Origin of the sequence: Rhodococcus sp. AQ5-07 (assembly GCF_009707305.1) — a bacterium.
In the GTDB taxonomy this organism is placed as follows: Bacteria; Actinomycetota; Actinomycetes; order Mycobacteriales; family Mycobacteriaceae; genus Rhodococcus_F; species Rhodococcus_F erythropolis.
This window is the reverse complement of record NZ_CP046099.1, coordinates 4,296,998-4,315,505: the sequence shown is the minus strand read 5'-3', so window position 1 is coordinate 4,315,505 and position 18,508 is coordinate 4,296,998. Positions and strand designations below refer to the sequence as shown.

Sequence of the window (18,508 nt, the reverse complement as noted above, 5' to 3'; positions counted from 1 at the left end):
CCGGCGCGATGCGGCGCCTCGCCCGAGTGCCTGCAGCCGCGGAGCCGGAAGTGCTTGCGGTGGTTGCCGAGTTGGCCCGACGACTCGACGAGCGCAGTGCCGACATCGCGCGTGAGATGGCCTTCATGATGGCTCACGAAATCGACCAATTGGATGCAGACGCCAAATTGCTCGAAATGCTCGAGGCCAGCGTGCAGGGAAACATCACGACGATCATCCACGTACTGGCCAACGACATTCCGATCGATCATCTCCAACCGACCACTGCCGCAGTGGAATACGCTCTGCGTCTGGCGCAGCGGGACGTTCCGTCCAACTCTCTCGTTCGGGCCTACCACATGGGCCAAGGCGATCTGATGCGGATCTGTCACGACGAGATCAGCACACTGGATATTCCGGCGCGACTCACTTTGGCTGTCCTGAAACACACTTCGGATGTGGTCTACAGCTACATCGACTGGATCACGCTCTACGTCTTCGACGCGTACGAGCGGGAACGCAGTCGATGGATGGCAGCGCAGGGAAACCTCCATTCGGCCGCGATCCACGCCCTCCTGTCCGGCACCAACGCAGATACCGCTGCATTCGAAGCTGAGACCGGATACCGCCTCGGTCAGAACCACGTCGCCCTGGTGGTTTGGTCGACGTGGGATGCGGACGTCATGGGCATCAACACGCTCGATCGACTCGTACGTGATCTCGGCGCAGCGGCGGGAGCGGACAAGCCGCCGATCATCACCGCCATCGATCGACGCACGGTGTGGGCGTGGCTGCCGTTCGGTCGCCGGGTGCCTGCGCCGGATCCGGAGGTTCTCGCTGCGGCAGTGCCGTTGGACGGCGGAGCGCGGGTGGCAATCGGACTGCCAGGGTCAGGGGTCGAAGGTTTCAAGCGATCTCACGAACAGGCAACCGCCGCCTATTCGGTTGCTGCCGTGCCGGATACGCCGCAACGGCCGGTGGTGAGCTTCGGGGACCGCGGCGTCGCTGTGGTTTCACTTCTGTCCGAGAACATCGATTCTACGAAGTCATGGGTCTGGGAGGTGCTAGGCCCGTTGGCGGACGATACGCCTTCTGCTGCATCCTTGCGGACGACGTTGAGTGTGTACTTCGCCCACGGAGAAAGCCATCTGCACACTGCCAATCACATGAATCTGCACCGGAATACCGTGAAGTATCGCATCAACAAGGCGCTCGGAGATCCAGTCGCTGCCGGCCGAGACAAGTTGGATCTCGCTCTGGCCCTGCAGGTTTGTGAGTTGTTGGGTAGATCGGTTCTGCGCCCCGCTAAAACCTCGTGAGTCATGGACGCGACACGGCCTGTGGGCTCCGTATCGGGGTTTGATGTCCGATGCGGAGCCTGGCCGTGTTCTGTTGTGCCTGAGGTTCTTCTCAGGTTTTGAAGGTGGTGTTCGCCGGCCGTGGGTGCTGGCCGGGGTCGATCGAGGGTGGTGGGATGAACCACGGTTTGTTGTCGACGCCTATTCGGATTTCCCACTTCCCGACGAACCCGGATTTCCGGTGCATCAGCCGATGATGTGAACGGCACAGCAGGACAAGATTGCTCATCACCGTCGGGCCGCCGTTCGCCCAGTGCCGGATGTGGTGCGCGTCGGTCCAGGCCGGAACACACGCACAACCAGGGAACGCGCAGCCTTTGTCCCGGGCGATCAACGCCACTCGCTGCTCCGCAGAGACCAACCGTTTCCCGGGTTTCGCATCCAAAGGCGCGCCGTGACCGTCGAGCAGCACCGTGGACAGGAAACAATCACACCCGAGAAGCCTTGTCTGCGACACCGACAGCGGCCCCAGCCAGGGCATGTGCCCGACATCAAGATCCGACACAGCCACAGCACCACCATCGGGCGAGGGTGCGGCGGCGCAGTCCCGGTGCTCGGCGAGATCACGAGCGTTGATGTGCACGTTCACGTGCGGCCGCTGACCACCGTCGGTGCCAGTCTTGGCGGAATCGAGGTAACGCCGGATCAGTTCCGTGAACCCATCCGCAGTCCGCTTCGCCGCCGACCGAGAATCCGGGGTTCCATCCGGTGCCGGGGTCGGCATCGTCAGATTCGACAACGCCGACAACAACATTTCCCCGGTGAGGGCGTCGAAATCACCGCGCACCACCACCCGACCATTCAACGTCGACGCGATCCGCAACTCGTTCCGATCCACATCCTCGGCGGGCGGAATCTCATCGGACTCGAACACTCGCTCCAAGGTCGCGATGACGTTCCGTACTTTCGTGGTCGTGGCCTCCACGCCCGACGCAGCAGCCAACAACAAGTCGATACAGCGAGGGAGCGCCTCCTCCGGCATGCCCTTCGGCGGTGATTCGCAGAACGCCACGATCAACACTGCATGATCGAACGAGCAGTCCCCGTCATCGAATCTGGCCGCCACTGCCGGAAACGGGCGTAGCGCTGCACCGAGGGCGGCGATCTTCTTCCCGTCCCGGACCTGCAGCATCGTGTTTGCCGCCAACCACGCACCGACACCGCGGCTGGCGATCACCTGATCATCGGGACGCATCGACAACTCGTCCACCACCGCCACCCGCACAGCCTCGAGACGCAGAATCTCCGAACTCGCCTCGATAGCGACGGCCCGCAGCTCCGCCGTGGTCAGCTGCCACAGACGTCCGCGCAAGCCCACCGCAGAACCACAAACGACGTCAGATGATGTGTTGATACTCATTGAATCCCCCGGTCCCCACCTCAAACCATATTCGAATATGTGTTCGAGTCAAGAGCTAATTCACTAAAGAATCGGCCTGACTCTGCGATGTCAGCGGGTTGTCATACTGTGGTCGAGTGACTTCGCCGTGGACAGCTGGGCAGGTGGCGTCGGTAGCTCCCGACGCCGCATCGCTGGCCGCTGCGCGCAAGTTGGCTGGTTCGTGGAGCCATGCCGGAAGTAGCGGTCTCGCGCTCTGGGGGCTGTGTCAGGGCAGCGGCTCGAAGCCGTATCAAGCAGTGGTTGACCTGCGGGGCCCTGCATACAAGTGCTCGTGCCCCAGTCGAAAGTTTCCGTGCAAACATGCTCTGGGGCTGCTGGTGGAATGGTCGGAAGGGCGTGTGCCGTCGACGGACGAGCCGGCCGACTTCGCGGCAGAGTGGTTGTCGCGCCGCGAGGAGAAGGCCGAGAACACCGGCGAAAGCGGCGACGAGGCGCCCAAGAAGTCTCCCGACCCGGCGACAGCGCAGAAGCGCGCCGACCGCGTTGCGGGCGGGCTCGTCGAATTGGACCTGTGGATCACCGATCAGATCCGCAGTGGTCTGGCAGCGATGGACACATCCTGGGCGGGCTTCGACGCGGTAGCCGCTCGAATGGTGGATGCTCAGGCGCCCGGTATTGCAGGCACGCTTCGAGCATTGGCGGGAATCGTTGCGTCTACGGAGAACTGGCCCGAGAAGGTCCTCGACGAGTTGGCTCGGTTGCACCTGCTGGTCGCTGCGCATCAGAAGCTGTCCGAGTTGCCGGAAGATCTTGCCCATTCGGTGAAAGCGCACGTCGGCTATCCCGTCTCAACCGAGAGTGTGATGGAATCGATTCCGGTGAAAGAGAACTGGATGATTCTCGGTTCCGGGATCACCGAGGAGAAGCGACTGTTCACCCGAACCGTGTGGATGCTCGGCAGGAATTCGAAACGGTGGGCCATGCTGCTCGACTTCTCCCACGGGTCACCCAACTTTGCCACCGAAACGCCGCCAGTCGGGTTTCTGCTCAATGCCGATGTTCATTTCTATCCCGGTGCCGCGGCATTGCGGGCGCGGATGGGGGCAACGCACGGTGAACCGGAGCCCTTCACAACCATGCCGTTCGGAAGCATCGACGCTGCGTTGCAGCAGTTTACCGATGCCCTCGCCGCAGATCCCTGGTTGCGCTCGTGGCCGGCAGTGATCAGTTCGGTGGTCCCGTCGTTCGTCGACGGTTCCTGGTTTCTCGTCGACGAATCAGGCACAGCGCTTCGGGCAGAAGGTGATTCGGATCTTCTGTGGAAGTTGCTCGGTATTTCCGGCGGTTACCCGGTCACGGTCTGCGGAACGTGGAATGCGCTGGCTCTTGCTCCGATCTCGGTTTTCACGGGAGGGCAGGTGATCGTGCTGTGAGCACTTTGATCTCGGCTGCTCTTCTCGGGACTGCCAGAACCTCAACAACATTCGAGGAGCTGCCGGCCGAAGTGCGGGGCCACGCCCGCGAACTCGACGGCGATCCTGCCGAGATGCTTCTCGCAGCAGCAGCGTTGGAGAGGGCGTACCGCCGTGGCGGTGCGGGCTCCACCACGGCGGCCGTGCCGACACCTGCTCCAGACGATGTGCGATTCACGCTGCCGGAATCCTCATCGGCGCACCTGCTGTCGATGCTCGCGGCCAAAGCGACCTTGCTCGACGAGTGGTTCGCAGTCGCGTTGGAGCGCAACTACCGTGCGCCTGATCATCTGGTCGCCGAGTTGCTTTCCTTTGCACGTGCGAGCGAAGCTCACCGGGAGAGCATCCTGCAGATCGTCGGCGAGCGTGGCCGATGGCTAGCCGCGCAAAACCCCGAGTGGAGCAAGCTCGTCCGAACCAGGGATGCAAATCCGGATGTCTGGCGTCACGGAAGTTCGTCCCAGCGCACGCAGTGGCTGATAGACACTCGCCGAACAGATCCCGCGCTGGCACTGGCCGAACTCAGAAAATCGTGGGGCACCGAGCGGGGCGAACAGAAGGCTGCATTTGTCTCGACTCTGGCAATCGGATCGAGCGCCGACGATCAACCATTGTTGGAGGAAGCCCTCGACGACCGTCGCAAGGACGTGCGACGCGCAGCAGCGGAGGTGCTCGGACGTATTCCCGAATCGGAGTTCGGGGAGCGAATGGCTGCGCGGGTTCAGAAATGGGCGCGGGTGGAGCGGAAACTGCTTCGATCCACGTTGGTCATCCTGCCGCCTGAGGAAGTCGATGCGGCGTCGAGGCGAGACGGCATCGAAGATCGGCCGAATCCACACACCGACTATCGTGCCGAGTATGTGCGTCAGGCGATCAGTTCTGCACCGTTGTCTCTGTGGAACAACATGATCGGTGAACCCGGCAAGGTCATGGGGATGAGCGTTGACGAAGGCTGGGAGCCGATCCTTCACGACGCTTGGTCCACCGCTGCAGTCGCGCAGAACAATGCGGAATGGGCGCTGGAACTCTTTCGCATACGCGGCACGGCCACCGATCGACGCCTACTCCCGTTGGTGCCGGCCAAGGCGTTGGCTGACCTGTTGAGGTCTGGAAACGGCGACGCCAATGTTCTGCACCCGGGCCGGGCAGCGATCTACGACGCTCTGCCAGGTCCATGGCCAGACGACATCACCCGGGCAGTCGTGGCCCAGTGGGAACGAGTTGCGGCCAGACGTGCCGATGGGGGCGCCAAGGCCGGCGAATTCTCGCGCTACAAATACAGCGCATCGCTACGCCTAGCCGAGAGTCGATTTCCCTACAGCGCAGTAACTTTGCTCGATCGGGCTGCGGAGCGTGCACGTGACCCGGACTGGCGTCAGACCTTCGCCAGAACTGCCAGCGCCATCACCCACCGCAAGACCCTGCTCGAGGAGCTCACATGACTGACAGCGTAACCGTGCCCACCACAGAACCGGCAAAGCTGATGCGGCCCCACGCGGAGCAGGAGTACGCACTCGAACTCGAAGCACTGGCCGCGCAGGACACCCGCCCGCGTCCACCGTCGTGGAACTTGTCGCCCTGGGCCGTGGTTACGTATCTGTTGGGTGGCACTCTCGACGACGGAACGGTCATTTCACCGAAGTACGTCGGTCCACGGCGGTTGATGGAAGTGGCCGTCGCAACCCTTGCCACCGACCGGGCGCTACTGCTGTTGGGCGTGCCGGGTACAGCCAAGACCTGGGTCTCCGAACACCTTTCGGCTGCAATCTCGGGTGCGTCGACGCTCCTGGTTCAAGGCACGTCGGGTACGCCCGAGGAAGCTATCCGCTACGGCTGGAACTACGCACGCCTTCTCTCGGAGGGGCCGACCGCCGGTGCGCTGGTGCCGTCACCTGTGATGACCGCGATGGAAACCGGGAAGATCGCCCGCGTCGAAGAGTTGACGCGTATTCCGGCCGACGTGCAGGACGCCCTCATCACCATTCTCTCCGAGAAGACGTTGCCGGTGCCGGAACTGGGCATCGAGGTGCAGGCAGCCAAGGGCTTCAATCTGATCGCTACCGCCAACGATCGCGATCGCGGTGTCAACGATCTGTCGTCCGCACTACGTCGACGGTTCAACACAGTTGTTCTCCCGTTGCCGGCCAGCGAGGAGGACGAGGTGGCTATCGTGGCACGCCGAGTCGAACAGTTGGGCGCAGCACTGGAATTGCCGACAACCCCCGCAGCAGCCGAGGAAATTCGCCGGGTCGTCACCGTGTTCCGGGAACTGCGATCAGGCACGACCACCGACGGCCGCACCAAGTTGAAGTCCCCGTCCGGAACTCTGTCGACGGCGGAGGCGATCTCGGTGGTCACCAACGGTTTGGCGTTGTCTGCGCATTTCGGGGACGGCGTACTGCGGGCATCCGACGTCGCTGCCGGAATCCTGGGTTCGGTGATCAAGGATCCGGTCGCAGACAAGGTTGTGTGGAACGAGTACCTCGAGGCAGTAGTGCGTGAACGCGGCGAGTGGTCCGACTTCTACCGGGCGTGCCGCGAGGTCACCGGGTGACCATCGTGATTCCGGACCTGCGTGTCCGGGTCTTCGGTATCCGTCACCACGGCCCGGGATCTGCTCGTTCGGTTCGGCAGGGCCTGGACGAGTTTTCCCCCGACGTGGTCCTGATCGAAGGTCCTTCGGATGCAGACCCGTTGGTGATGCTGGCGGCATCGGAGTCGATGGAACCGCCGATTGCGTTGCTCGCGTACGCCACTGGCGAACCGTCGAAGGCGGCATTCTGGCCGTTTGCGGTGTTCTCACCTGAATGGCAAGCGCTGCAGTGGGCTGCGAAGAACGGTGTGCAGGCAAGGTTCTGCGATCTGCCCGCGTTCAACGTGTTGGCGGATCAGGGGATTCGTACTGTCCGCGAGGGCGATCCTCTGTCTGAACTGGCCGCGGCCGCGGGTTTCGACGACACCGAACGCTGGTGGGATTCGGTGATCGAATCAAGTTCGGGCGCAGATTCTTTCGATGCGATCACCGAGGCGATGGAGGCGCTGCGTGAGACGGTGCCGATCGACGAGGAGACAGCGCATCGCGAAGCATATATGCGGCAGGTGCTGCGAAAGACGTTGAAGGATGGCGCCGAGCGGGTAGCGGTCGTCTGCGGTGCCTGGCACGCGCCGGCGTTGGTCGGAGCCTTGGGGCCTGCGGCACCCGACGCCCGCATTCTCAAGGGGATGTCCAAGGTCAAGACCTCGCTGACCTGGGTTCCCTGGACACATTCACGCCTGGCGTCGGCATCGGGTTACGGAGCCGGAATTACCTCGCCGGGCTGGTATCACCATCTGTTCACCGCGAACGACAAGACGATCACGCGGTGGCTCACCAAAGTTGCGAGGGTGCTCAGGGACGAGGACCTTCCGATCTCGAGTGCTCACGTCATCGAAGCTGTCCGATTGGCAGATACGTTGGCTGCACTGCGTTCTCGCCCGCTGGCCGGATTGTCGGAAGTTACCGAGGCTACGAGGTCGGTAATGTGCGACGGAAACGACGTTCTTCTGGATCTGATCACACGAAGACTCGTTGTGGGCGAAGCCCTGGGCGCGGTGCCCGAAGAAACTCCGACGGTTCCGCTCGAAGCAGACCTGCGAGCACGTTCGAAGACTTTGCGGCTCAAACAACAAGCGGGAGCCAAGAATCTCGATCTGGACCTGCGACGCGATATCGACGTCGAGCGTTCCCAGTTCCTGCACCGACTGGGGATCCTCGAGATCGATTGGGGAACCCCGGCCGACAGTGAGGTCCGTTCCACCGGAACTTTCCGAGAGACTTGGGCGCTGCAATGGAAGCCCGAATTCTCGGTCTCGGTGATCGAGGCGTCGCTGTGGGGTACGACGGTGGCCGCAGCGGCGGCATCACGTGTCGTCTCGAAGATCAACGAGCCGGACATCACTCTCGCGTCACTGATCGGACTACTGGAGAACTCACTGCTCGCAAACCTCCCGGCAGCTTTGTCTGCGGTTTTGGAGAGTGTGAAAACAGTTGCGGCACTAGACCATGACGTGTCACATCTGATGGCGGCGCTACCGACGCTGACCCGAACGCTGCGATACGGCGATGTGCGCGGAACCGATGTGACGGCGTTGATCGACGTCGCCGACAGCTTGTTGATCCGGATCTGCACCGGCCTCGCAGTCGCCGTCACAGGACTGGACGATCCCAGCGCCGAGGAGTTTCGCGATCACCTCGACAAGGTTCACTCGGCAGTCATGGTCCGTGACGATCGCGATGCGAGCGCACGGTGGCTGCAGGCGATGGCCGGCGTGATCGACCGTGACGACGTCAACGGTTTACTCGTCGGACGGATGGTGCGGCTACTGCGCGACAGCGGTTCGATCACGGAAACCGCTGCAGCCCAGCGCTTGTCTCGGGCCCTGTCCGTGGGCAGCGCGCCGACCGCCAAAGCCGGGTGGGTCGACGGGTTTCTCGGCGGCGGAGGGCTTGTGCTCGTTCACGATCGAGCGTTGCTCACGCTGATCGACACGTGGGTCCGCCAACTTCGTGAGCAGGACTTCATCGACACGCTTCCGTTGCTTCGACGCACGTTCGGAGCCTTCGAGGCAGGGGAGCGTCGAGCGATCGGTCAGGCGGTCAGAGGTGGACGACGCGTCGAGACGACAGTGGAGACCGATACTCGACGCGGCCGAGCGGCAATGGCGGTCGTTGCCGAGATACTGGGAGCGCGCGTATGAGCGACGACGATCAGCGCCTTCGGCGCTGGAGATTGATGCTCGGGGAATCCGCCGAAGAATCGACGGGAGGGCTGGGCCAACCGGGCGACAGTCGAATGGATGCAGCTCTCGCAGCGCTCTACGACTCGTCCGGCCCGACCAAGGGGCGCCGCCGCTCAGCCGGATTGGGGGCGTCGGCGCCGTCCGTCGCCAGATGGCTCGGCGATATCCGGACGTACTTTCCCAGCACGGTGGTGCAGGTGATGCAGAAGGACGCAATCGACCGACTGGGTTTGGCGCAGTTGCTGCTCGAACCGGAGCTGCTCGATGCCGTCGAGCCAGATGTACATCTGGTCGGGACGCTGCTGAGCCTCAACCAGGTCATGCCGGAGGCCAGCAAGGCCACTGCTCGAATGGTCGTCGGCAAGGTGGTTCAGGAAGTCGAAGAGCGAATCGCGCAGAAAACGAAGGCCGCGGTGACCGGGGCACTCAATCGTTCGGCCAGAACGTCGAATCCGAAGTTGCGTGACATCGACTGGGACCGAACCATCCGAGCAAATCTGTCGCACTACCTGCCGGAGTATCGAACCGTCGTCCCCGAGCGGCTCGTCGGATACGGCCGCAAGTCGAAATCTGTGCAGCGCGACGTGGTCCTGGCGATCGACCAATCGGGTTCGATGGCGTCCAGCGTCGTCTACGCGTCCGTGTTCGGCGCGGTGTTGGCGTCGATGCAAGCGCTGAAGACTTCGCTCGTGGTTTTCGACACCGCCGTCGTCGATCTGACGGACAAACTGTCCGACCCCGTCGACGTCCTGTTCGGGACCCAACTTGGTGGGGGCACGGACATCAACCGCGCAATCGCGTACAGCCAGTCGCTGATCTCGCGTCCTGCCGAGTCGATGTTTGTTCTGATCTCGGACCTCTACGAGGGCGGTATTCGGAACGAGATGCTGCGGCGCATGGCGGCCATGAAGAATGCCGGCGTTCAGGTTGTGGTTCTGCTGGCGCTCTCGGACGACGGCGCTCCATCGTTCGATCACGACAATGCAGCGGCGCTGAGTGCCCTCGGGATTCCCGCGTTTGCGTGCACGCCGGACAAGTTTCCGGAACTGCTCGCGGTCGCTCTGGAACGCGGCGACGTGTCGGCCTGGGCGGATCAACTCGCACTCGAACAGCGCTGACTCGAACGGCACTGACTCAAACAGCCTCGAACAGCCTCAAACAGCACTGACCGGTCTGCTTCGAAGACCTGAGCACCGGGTACACCCGCACGATGGGTGACGGACAGGTTGCTGGTTCGACTACGCAGGCGGGTTCGGGGCTGGTTCTCACGGTGTTGGCGAGCAGCCAGTTCCTGATGACCCTGGACAGCTCGGTCATGAATGTTTCGATGGCGACCGTCGCCGAGGACGTCGGCACGAGCATCACCGGCATTCAAACCGCGATCACGCTGTACACCCTGGTCATGGCGACTCTGATGATCACGGGTAGCAAAGTCGGTTCGATGATGGGCCGTCGCCGAGCCTTCGCACTCGGCTTGGTCATCTACGGCGCTGGTTCTCTGACGACTGCGCTCGCTCCGAATCTCGTGGTCCTGTTGATCGGTTGGTCGTTCCTCGAAGGCGTCGGCGCGGCGCTCATCATGCCCGCGATCGTTGCGCTCGTCGCCACCAACTTCCCGGCGGAGAAGCGTCCGGCGGCCTACGGCCTCGTCGCTGCAGCAGGCGCGATAGCCGTGGCAGTGGGGCCGCTGATCGGCGGCGCGGCGACGACATTTGCGTCGTGGCGTTACGTGTTCGTCGGTGAAGTCGTGATCGTTGTCCTGATCTTGCTGGTGCTCAGCAAGGTGGTCGACGTCCCACCGTCGAAGTCCCGCCTCGACTACTTCGGTTCGATCCTGTCCGTGGTGGGACTGGGAATGATCGTCTTCGGTGTTCTGCGTTCGAGCGAGTGGGGTTGGGTACAGGCCAAACCTGGCGGGCCGCAACTGGTGGGGTTGTCTCCGGTGGTGTGGCTGCTGATCGTCGGGCTCCTTGTCGTTTACGGATTCCTGCGATGGGAGGGTCGCCTGGCCGCTGCGGGGAAGGAGCCTCTGCTCGATCCGGCGATGCTCCGAAACCGCGAACTCAGTGGCGGGCTGTCGATGTTCTTCGCGCAGTTTCTGGTGCAGGCGGGCGTGTTCTTCGCGGTTCCTTTGTTCTTGTCCGTAGTTCTGGAGCTCAGCGCTCTCGAGACCGGAATTCGCATCCTGCCGTTGTCGGCGGCGCTCGTCGTGGCGGCGATCGGTATTCCGAAGCTACGGCCTACCGCGAACCCGCGACGCGTGGTCCGAGTCGGATTGTTGGTCATGGTCGTCGGCATTCTGATGCTCGTGGCAGGCATGGACCCCGGCGCCAATGCGGCGATCGTGATGATTCCCATGCTGTTCATGGGTTTCGGCTTGGGGTGCCTGTCTTCGCAGCTCGGAGCCGTCACGGTGTCCTCGGTCCCGGACGAGCGCAGTACCGAGGTCGGCGGGTTGCAGAACACCGCCACCAACCTCGGCGCTTCCTTGGGAACTGCCCTGATCGGATCGGTTCTCATTGCCACACTCACGACGTCGGCGATCGCCGGAATCGAAGACAATCCGGCGGTTCCGACATCGGTGCAGCAGCAAGCGAGCACCGACATGGCCTCGGGCGTGCCGTTCCTGTCGACGACGCAACTCCGATCCGCTCTCAATGACGCCGGCGTCGCCGAGTCCACGGCGGATGCGATCGTGGACGTGAACGAAGAAGCCAGGCTGGACGCGTTGCGTGTCGCTTTTGCCGTGGCAGCGCTGCTCGCAATCGCCGCGTTGTTCCCGACCGCTCGAATCCCCCGCGTCGCGGTCGGCGACAAACGTGGTTCGAGCTAAGAATCAGCAATCGGGGATCGACCTGGAAGATCGACGGAACGACCTCTGGATATAGTGATCTGCGCACAATCGATTCGTCAGATGGCTACCGTTGTGAAGGAAACAAGCAGCGAGTCTGAAACACTGACGTTTCACCGGATAAGGGTTCGGTGGGGAGCCAGGGGAGGTTCGGATGGCCAGGCGAGCGGATTCGACGCCCGCTGATGGCGCCTGCGCTGGTGTCGGGATGCCTCACTGATGAACCGTCTGAGTCGATTGAGTCGGCATGATCCTGCTTCGGAGACCGACTGCAACAGCCTGTTTCGCCGTCAGATCGACGAGGCTGCGGCCGTCGCGCCGTTCGCCAATCTTGCGTACATGGCGAGTTTGGTCGTGATTCTGACCTACACCGTCCCGCCTGGACGTCAGACGCTCAGGTGGTTGGGCGGCGCCCTCATCTTTCTTGTCCTCGCGAATTCGATTCGAGTATGGATACCGCTTCGCTGGCGACCGTCGAAGCACACACCGCGCTACGACTACGTGGGTCTGCTCGTCGAAGTGATCGTTGTCGCGACCCTAGACGTCGCACTTTTTGCCCTGCTCTTTCACGACATGGACGTCTCCCGCGACTTGGTTCTGATCGCGACGATGGCAGGAATCATGGGCGCCGGGACCGTGACGTTCTCCAGTCTGAGATCGGTGAGCCTGACCTGGATCTACATTCACGGCCTCGGCGTCTTCACTGTTCTCATCGTCCACGCCGAACCCCACTTTCGCGTACTTGCGATTCAGTTGTGCATCTACATGTTTGCGCTCACCGTAGGGGCGGTCTATCTGTCGGCCTCGTTCCAGAGACGTTGTCTCGCAGAGTTTCAGGCGGAATCCGAGCGTCAGACTGTGGCGTTGTTGCTCGACGGTTTCGAGGGCGGTTCCCGCGACTGGCTGTGGGAGTGCGACACCAACGGCCGGTTCTCCCACACCTCGGCACGTCTCGCCGAGGTCGCAGGTATGACGGTGGACGAGTTGCAGCAACTCACCTTCGGGCAACTCCTCACCAGACTCCAGATCGCGTCGAGTCCGGAGGGGCGTGCGGCCGCGGCCCAGATGATCGACAAACTCGAATCGAGTGCCCCCTTCCGGGACACCGTCGTGCCGGTGCATGTCGACGGTAGGCGACGCTGGTGGTCTCTTTCCGGTAATCCACGGGTCCTCGAATCCGGCGTGATTCTGGGTTGGCGCGGTGTCGGTTCCGACATCACGGAGAGGTATGTCCACGAGCAAGAGATCCTTCGCCTTGCGGCCACCGACTCGTTGACCGGGTTGCCGAACCGTCGTGCGTTCGGTGTGGCGCTCGAGGAAGCGATCAATTCTCGGGCGCCGGACAAGCAGGTTCTCGTCGGGATTCTCGACCTCGACAATTTCAAATCGGTCAACGACACCCTTGGACATCCGATCGGGGACCAATTACTTCTCGAAGTCACGACACGCCTGCGCAAGGTCGTAGGTTCGGACATGTGCTCGCGGATGGGCGGCGACGAATTCGGGCTGATCGTCTGCACGTCGTCGCGCGACGATCCCGGAGTGATCTTCGATCGGTACCTGGAAGTGCTGCACGAACCATTCTTCGTCGAAGGCAATCGAATAGAAGTGCGGGCCACGATCGGTTACTCCAGCGCGCCCGAGGATTCAACAGACGCCGACGGATTGGTGATGCTGGCGGATCTGGCTCTATACGAAGCGAAGTCGACGGGGCGCAATCGAGTAGGCAAGTTCTCGCCGCTGCTGCGGGCGAGGGCATCGGCGCGGGCGACTGCGCTCCACGAGCTGGACAGAGGGATCGAGGAAGGGCAGTTCGATCTCCACTATCAGCCTCAAGTCGATACTCAGACCGGTGAAGTGGTGGCCTTCGAGGCTCTTCTACGGTGGAACCATCCCAGCCGCGGCCTCATCGGGCCCAGCCAGTTCATCTCGGTGGCGGAGGAAACCGGAATGATCATTCCCCTCGGCGCGCAGGCAATGGCGATGGCGACCGCGGCTGCTGCGGGGTGGCCGACCGGAATCGGCGTCTCGGTCAACGTTTCACCAGTGCAGTTGGTGTCGCGAGAGTTCGGTGCGATGGTGAAGAAAGCTCTGACGGATTCGGGCTTGGCTCCGCATCTGCTGCAGCTCGAAATCACCGAGACAGGTGTTGTGGACGATCGCGCGATCCGGGATCTCTACAAGCTGCGTGAGCTCGGGGTTACCGTCGCGCTCGACGATTTCGGCACCGGCTATTCTTCCTTCGCCACGCTCCAGAGACTTCCAATCGACGTTCTCAAGATCGATCGCATGCTGGTCACCGACTCGGACGATCCGAAGATGTCCGTGGTGAAGTCCATTGTCGAATTGGCCGCGGCCCTCGGTATGAAATCGTTGGCCGAGGGCGTCGAGACCATCGAGCAGTTCCGCCGCGTTCAGTGGGTCGGGTGTGACCTGGTCCAGGGCTATCACATCAGCAAGGCTCTGACCGCTGAGCGCGTCGATGTGTATCTTGCCGCCACGGACACGGAAACCGGGCGCAGCGTCCACCCACTTACGTGGCTGTGAATCAGATCTGAGCCGAGCGGATCGTATTACCGCCTGCCGCTTTCGCTTGATACATCATCGAATCCGCGACGTTTGTCGCCGCCAGGATTGCGGAAGCACCGCCGCTCCACGCCTTCGATTCGGCGGTCATCATCACAGCTCCGACGCTCACCGTTGTGGGGATCGCGTCGGAACAATCCGACAGCGCCGCGTTTATCCCTTCGATCAACAGGATTGTCGATTCGGGATCACCGGCAATGACAGCCAGATATTCTTCTCCGCCCGTACGAGCGATGATTCCGTGTTCGCCGAGATGTGTGCTCAATCGGTTCGCGGTTCTTCTGATGACATGATCGCCTTCGGCATGACCGTGAAGATCATTCACCGTCTTGAATTTGTCGATATCGACGACGACGAAAGCGAGAGACGAAGAATCGTCTCGGGTGCTCTCGAAGAGATCGCCGACTGCCCCCTCCAGTCCCCGACGGTTGAACAGGCCAGTGAGGGGATCCCGGTCCGAATACTGGGCATCGCGGTAGAGAGTGCGCCAGGTCAGGTGCGCAAAAATGGGAACGAGTGTGACAGCTCCGAAAAGAACGGTGCCACGGGCCAGAAGCGTCGTGATATCGACGTCGCCTTCTAGATAGGCAAGAACAAAAACGGTAGTCGTGATGGTCGTCGACCAAACGACATGAGCGACAAGCCACCTTGCGCTGACAAAAAGAGTCGCAAAGGTTCCGGTGACTGCGAAGACGGTGCAACCGAACGTCGCGGACGAGCGATCCGGCACCAGAAGGACTGCGGCCGCGATCCCGAGATCTGCGAATATCCCGAATGCAAGCAACCCCCGGCGTCCGGGAAATGGTTGTGTGAACCAGCACGCGGCGATTCCCACACACGTGCAGATCATGAAAATCGAAAGAGCTTTGCCGAGAGTGGTCGGCGGCGTATCCGGGCCGATCAATTTGTAGAACGCGGAGAGTCCGAAGATGATCGTCATCATTCCGAGCAAGGTTCGGAAGATCGGAATGATTGTTCGGCCGGATCTCTGGTGCTTTATCCACTCGTAGTCGTGTGGTTCGTTGAACCATTCGTGAAGTGTTTGCCAAGAACTGTGCCCTTCGGAGGCGATGACAGTGCTCGGCATGCTGTCTATTTTGCCTTGAATTTAGGTAAAGAGAAAATCTGTGTTCGACCGGTTCCACCGGCTCGATTTTTTTCGGGGAAGAGGTTCTCTTACCGAGTCGAGCGCTTACTCGATGCTTGTTTCGAGCGTTGTCGGCACTGTTTTGCTTGTTGGTCGAGATAGTCCCGAGCTATCCGACTTTTCGAGTACAAGACCTTTTCATGCACTCGGCGACGAGGATGACACCCAGTGCGACCCAGAGTGGGCGAAATTTCGTTGGGACGGATAGCCGGATTTCAGAATTCCAGTTACTTCGCGAAACTGGCGAGGAACCGCTGCAACAGAGGGTTGTAGATCTCGGGTGCTTCCCAGAACGCTGCGTGCCCGACACCGGGAATCACGTGGTAGGTGCCCTCCCAGAGATTCGCGAAGGTCAACGACGCGACATACGAGGTGTTCACGAACGGGTCCTCGGCGCCGTCGATCACCGCGAGTGGCACAGACGCCGTTGCAACCAGGGCCTTCTGATCCGATTCGCGGCCCGCGCCGAATGCGTCGAACATGATCTTGCGAGCTCGCCCGTCCGTGCGTATCGCGGCGTCGAGGGCTGACTGCTCGAAGGGAACGGCGGTCATCCGTGCGTAGAGTTCGGCTTCCTGCGCGGTGATGACCTCGGTGCCGCCGATGGACAATCCGTCGCCGGCATTGAATGCGTCGCCGAGCGTCTCGGGATTTGCCGGTGGCGTACCGGTGATGACGACTCCGGTGAGCCCGGGGAATTTCGCGATCAACTCGAGGGCGATGTGTCCGCCGAGCGACCACCCGACGACAACCGCTCGTTCGACGCCGAGTTCGGCCAGAACATCGACGATGGCGTCGGCGTAACCGTTCTGCGTGTACGCGGCTTCGGGTTCGCTCGCGTCCTCGGAGTCGCCGTGGCCGAGCAGGTCCAGAGTGATCATGCGGTAGTCGCCCGCCCAGCCGGCGTCGACCTGATGACGGAAGATGGAGCGGCTGGCCGAGTTTCCGTGGATGAAGACAACCGGGAAACCATCGGTGGCACTGTCGTCGACTGCCATGACGCCATGCCGGGTTTCGATCTTGGTGGTTGTCATCGGAATCCTCATCGTTCGAAGTGCACGGTCAGCGGGTATCCACGCTACCGGGCATATGCGGCATAGAGTTCACCCGTGGACTTCGCATTGCGCTCGTGCAGTTGGCACGGTCACGAGACCTACGCTCCGGACGAACCTGAGCTGCGGGGGCGACTACATGTGGACACTGCGGTGGGCCAGGCATGGCGGTGCCTACGTTGCGGCAACTTCGTCCCGGGAGCGCCGCGAGCGTCCGGGCCGGCGGACGCCGCTCCCGAGGTTCCGCGGGGACGGCTGCTTCGCGACCGGTTGATCATGCGACTTCTTGCCACCGAGAGAATGTTCCGCGCTCTGGGGTTGGTTCTTCTCGCGATCGGGGTGTTCAAACTCAGATCGTCGAAGGGGCGCGTCGAGGACGCCTTCGAGAACGAATTGCCGTTGATCAGACCATTGGCCCGCCAGCTGGGTTGGAACATCGACGATTCCAAACTGGTCCATCACATCGAGCAGGCGTTTTCGTTGTCGGCGACGACGCTCACCTGGATCGCGGTCGGTCTGTTGGTCTACGCCGGCCTGCAAGTGATCGAGGCCGTCGGGCTGTGGATGGTCAAACGCTGGGGCGAGTACTTCGCAGTGGTGGCGACCAGCTTGTTCCTGCCCCTCGAAATCTACGAATTGACCGAGAAGATCACGTGGTTGAGGGCCGGGCTGCTGCTGGTGAACGTCGCCGCCGTCGTGTGGCTGATCTGGAGCAAGCGGCTATTCGGTGTCCGCGGCGGCGGCGCGGCGTATCACGCCGAACATTCGGAGGAGAGCCTGCTGACGGTGGAGCGGGCCGCGGTCAAACAGGCTTCGTGAGACCGGCTTTCGACGCGGCAGCACCAGCCAGTGTTGCTGCCCCGATCGTGATCATGGCGGCGAGGAGGATGGCTGCGGGTTCACCGTCGCCCATCACCCCCAATTGAGTGCCCACCGTCACTGCGGCAACCGGTACTCCCAGTTGTGCGGCGGACAGCACGCCGAGCGGGAGCGGAAGACCGAGGACGCGTATCGCGGCGTGAACCACGAGAGTTGCTCCGCCCAAGACCAATCCGAGCCAGATGGCGGACGGATGGGTGACGAGGTCGCGCAGATTGATCGCCGCTCCCAACCAGACGAAGAAGAGGGGCGCGAAGAAACCGTCGGTGATCGCGAAGAGTTGTTTGGCGAGGCGGCGGGGTTCACCGATCGCGGCCAGGACCAGTCCGAAGGCGAAGCCCGCGAGCATGATCGACACGTGAGTGCTGGAGGCCAGCGCTGCCAAAGAAAAGAGGATCACCAGATTGATCCGGAGTTCGAGTGCAAACTTTCGTTTCTCCGAGAATTTGTGGAGCTTGCGCCAATGGCCGGACCGGTGGAAGGCTCGCAGTACGAAGAACAAGGCAACCGCACACGCCGCCACCGCCAATGCGCCGACACCGGCACGAGGGGCATTGTCCGGATCGATCACCAGAGGCAGCGCGACAATGCAGACGGTGTCCGCGATCGCGACCTGGGCAGTCATCTGCAGAACCGAGGTTCCACCGAGCCCCAGCGAATCGACGATGGGGAGAATCAACGCCGCGGACGACGACGCGATCAGGACCGCGTACAGCGCGGCGTGACCGGTGCCGAATGCCGTCGCCGCACCGTAGCCGGCAACAACCGACAGGAGTCCGACGACAACCGAACGAACGGCACCCTTGCCGATTGCCGCACGAACTGCCGGATCGCGGACCGGGACGTGTGAGCCGGCCACCATCATCGTGAGCGCGAACCCGATATCGGCCAGGAACGTGAAAGTCTGGTCCGAAGAGTCGAGCAGCCCGAAACCTGTGACACCGAAGACGACGCCCGCGGCAAGTTCGCCGACCACCACGGGGACATGCCAGCTGACGCGAGCGCCGAGCAGCGGGCCGAGAATGCCGGCCAGCGCGACGAGGGCAAGGATGCCGAAGGTCAT

13 protein-coding genes are annotated in these 18,508 nt (G+C 62.2%); 9 read left to right on the top strand and 4 right to left on the bottom strand.

Translation table 11 applies throughout. The annotated features are described in order from the left end of the window. The first annotated feature begins 8 nt into the window (after window positions 1-8). Entirely contained in the window at window positions 9-1,298 is a 1,290-nt protein-coding gene (locus tag GJB56_RS20165) for a PucR family transcriptional regulator (protein WP_019745783.1), read from the top strand. Between the two features lie 91 nt (window positions 1,299-1,389). Here the strand turns inward: GJB56_RS20165 and GJB56_RS20160 are convergent, their stop codons facing one another. Next, window positions 1,390-2,697: an HNH endonuclease signature motif containing protein gene (locus tag GJB56_RS20160; protein WP_113682726.1), complete on the bottom strand. Its 1,308-nt coding sequence runs from the start codon at window positions 2,695-2,697 to the stop codon at window positions 1,390-1,392. A 116-nt stretch (window positions 2,698-2,813) separates the two neighbouring features. On the opposite strand from GJB56_RS20160, the gene GJB56_RS20155 reads away from it, so the two are divergent. The 7 genes from GJB56_RS20155 to GJB56_RS20120 all read left to right on the top strand — a co-directional run bounded on the left by GJB56_RS20155 (window position 2,814) and on the right by GJB56_RS20120 (window position 14,328). Beyond that, the gene (locus tag GJB56_RS20155; RefSeq protein WP_029256523.1) at window positions 2,814-4,112 is read left to right on the top strand and encodes an SWIM zinc finger family protein; all 1,299 of its coding nucleotides are present in this window, start codon (window positions 2,814-2,816) and stop codon (window positions 4,110-4,112) included. Next, the gene (locus GJB56_RS20150) at window positions 4,109-5,593 is read left to right on the top strand and encodes a DUF5691 domain-containing protein (protein WP_029256522.1); all 1,485 of its coding nucleotides are present in this window, start codon (window positions 4,109-4,111) and stop codon (window positions 5,591-5,593) included. The genes GJB56_RS20155 and GJB56_RS20150 overlap by 4 nt, the downstream gene beginning before the upstream one ends. Then, complete coding sequence (locus tag GJB56_RS20145; RefSeq protein ID WP_020909497.1) at window positions 5,590-6,705, top strand: ATP-binding protein; 1,116 nt, start codon at window positions 5,590-5,592, stop codon at window positions 6,703-6,705. Before GJB56_RS20150 ends, GJB56_RS20145 begins: the two co-directional genes overlap by 4 nt. Further along, the gene (locus tag GJB56_RS20135) at window positions 6,702-8,888 is read left to right on the top strand and encodes a DUF5682 family protein (protein WP_021345870.1); all 2,187 of its coding nucleotides are present in this window, start codon (window positions 6,702-6,704) and stop codon (window positions 8,886-8,888) included. The genes GJB56_RS20145 and GJB56_RS20135 overlap by 4 nt, the downstream gene beginning before the upstream one ends. After that, the gene (locus GJB56_RS20130; protein ID WP_019745778.1) at window positions 8,885-10,048 is read left to right on the top strand and encodes a VWA domain-containing protein; all 1,164 of its coding nucleotides are present in this window, start codon (window positions 8,885-8,887) and stop codon (window positions 10,046-10,048) included. Before GJB56_RS20135 ends, GJB56_RS20130 begins: the two co-directional genes overlap by 4 nt. Window positions 10,049-10,140: 92 nt before the next feature. Further along, entirely contained in the window at window positions 10,141-11,763 is a 1,623-nt protein-coding gene (locus GJB56_RS20125; protein WP_029256518.1) for an MFS transporter, read from the top strand. 237 nt (window positions 11,764-12,000) lie between these two features. Next, window positions 12,001-14,328, top strand: a complete 2,328-nt coding sequence (locus GJB56_RS20120; protein ID WP_113682723.1) for a putative bifunctional diguanylate cyclase/phosphodiesterase — start codon at window positions 12,001-12,003, stop codon at window positions 14,326-14,328. A 1-nt stretch (window position 14,329) separates the two neighbouring features. On the opposite strand, the gene GJB56_RS20115 is transcribed toward GJB56_RS20120, so the two are convergent. Next, window positions 14,330-15,454, bottom strand: coding sequence for a GGDEF domain-containing protein (locus tag GJB56_RS20115; protein ID WP_230091026.1), 1,125 nt, complete (start codon window positions 15,452-15,454; stop codon window positions 14,330-14,332). A gap of 287 nt (window positions 15,455-15,741) precedes the next feature. Then, on the bottom strand, window positions 15,742-16,548 hold the full coding sequence (locus GJB56_RS20110) for an alpha/beta fold hydrolase (RefSeq protein ID WP_019745770.1): 807 nt from the start codon (window positions 16,546-16,548) through the stop codon (window positions 15,742-15,744). A 75-nt stretch (window positions 16,549-16,623) separates the two neighbouring features. Between GJB56_RS20110 and GJB56_RS20105 the strand changes: the two genes are divergently transcribed. After that, window positions 16,624-17,385 (top strand): DUF2127 domain-containing protein, encoded by a 762-nt coding sequence (locus tag GJB56_RS20105; RefSeq protein WP_031333849.1) that lies wholly within the window; start codon window positions 16,624-16,626, stop codon window positions 17,383-17,385. Here GJB56_RS20105 and GJB56_RS20100 read toward each other — a convergent pair. Beyond that, the gene (locus tag GJB56_RS20100) at window positions 17,369-18,508 is read right to left on the bottom strand and encodes a cation:proton antiporter (RefSeq protein WP_021345861.1); all 1,140 of its coding nucleotides are present in this window, start codon (window positions 18,506-18,508) and stop codon (window positions 17,369-17,371) included. The two genes, GJB56_RS20105 and GJB56_RS20100, sit on opposite strands and share 17 nt — an antisense overlap.

Coding starts and splice junctions, on each gene's coding strand:
- GJB56_RS20120 (WP_113682723.1), top strand. CDS start 12,001: ATGAACCGTCTGAGTCGATTGAGTCGGCATGATCCTGCTTCGGAGACC.
- GJB56_RS20125 (WP_029256518.1), top strand. CDS start 10,141: ATGGGTGACGGACAGGTTGCTGGTTCGACTACGCAGGCGGGTTCGGGG.
- GJB56_RS20145 (WP_020909497.1), top strand. CDS start 5,590: ATGACTGACAGCGTAACCGTGCCCACCACAGAACCGGCAAAGCTGATG.
- GJB56_RS20110 (WP_019745770.1), bottom strand. CDS start 16,548: ATGACAACCACCAAGATCGAAACCCGGCATGGCGTCATGGCAGTCGAC.
- GJB56_RS20130 (WP_019745778.1), top strand. CDS start 8,885: ATGAGCGACGACGATCAGCGCCTTCGGCGCTGGAGATTGATGCTCGGG.
- GJB56_RS20160 (WP_113682726.1), bottom strand. CDS start 2,697: ATGAGTATCAACACATCATCTGACGTCGTTTGTGGTTCTGCGGTGGGC.
- GJB56_RS20115 (WP_230091026.1), bottom strand. CDS start 15,454: ATGCCGAGCACTGTCATCGCCTCCGAAGGGCACAGTTCTTGGCAAACA.
- GJB56_RS20100 (WP_021345861.1), bottom strand. CDS start 18,508: ATGACCTTCGGCATCCTTGCCCTCGTCGCGCTGGCCGGCATTCTCGGC.
- GJB56_RS20165 (WP_019745783.1), top strand. CDS start 9: ATGCGGCGCCTCGCCCGAGTGCCTGCAGCCGCGGAGCCGGAAGTGCTT.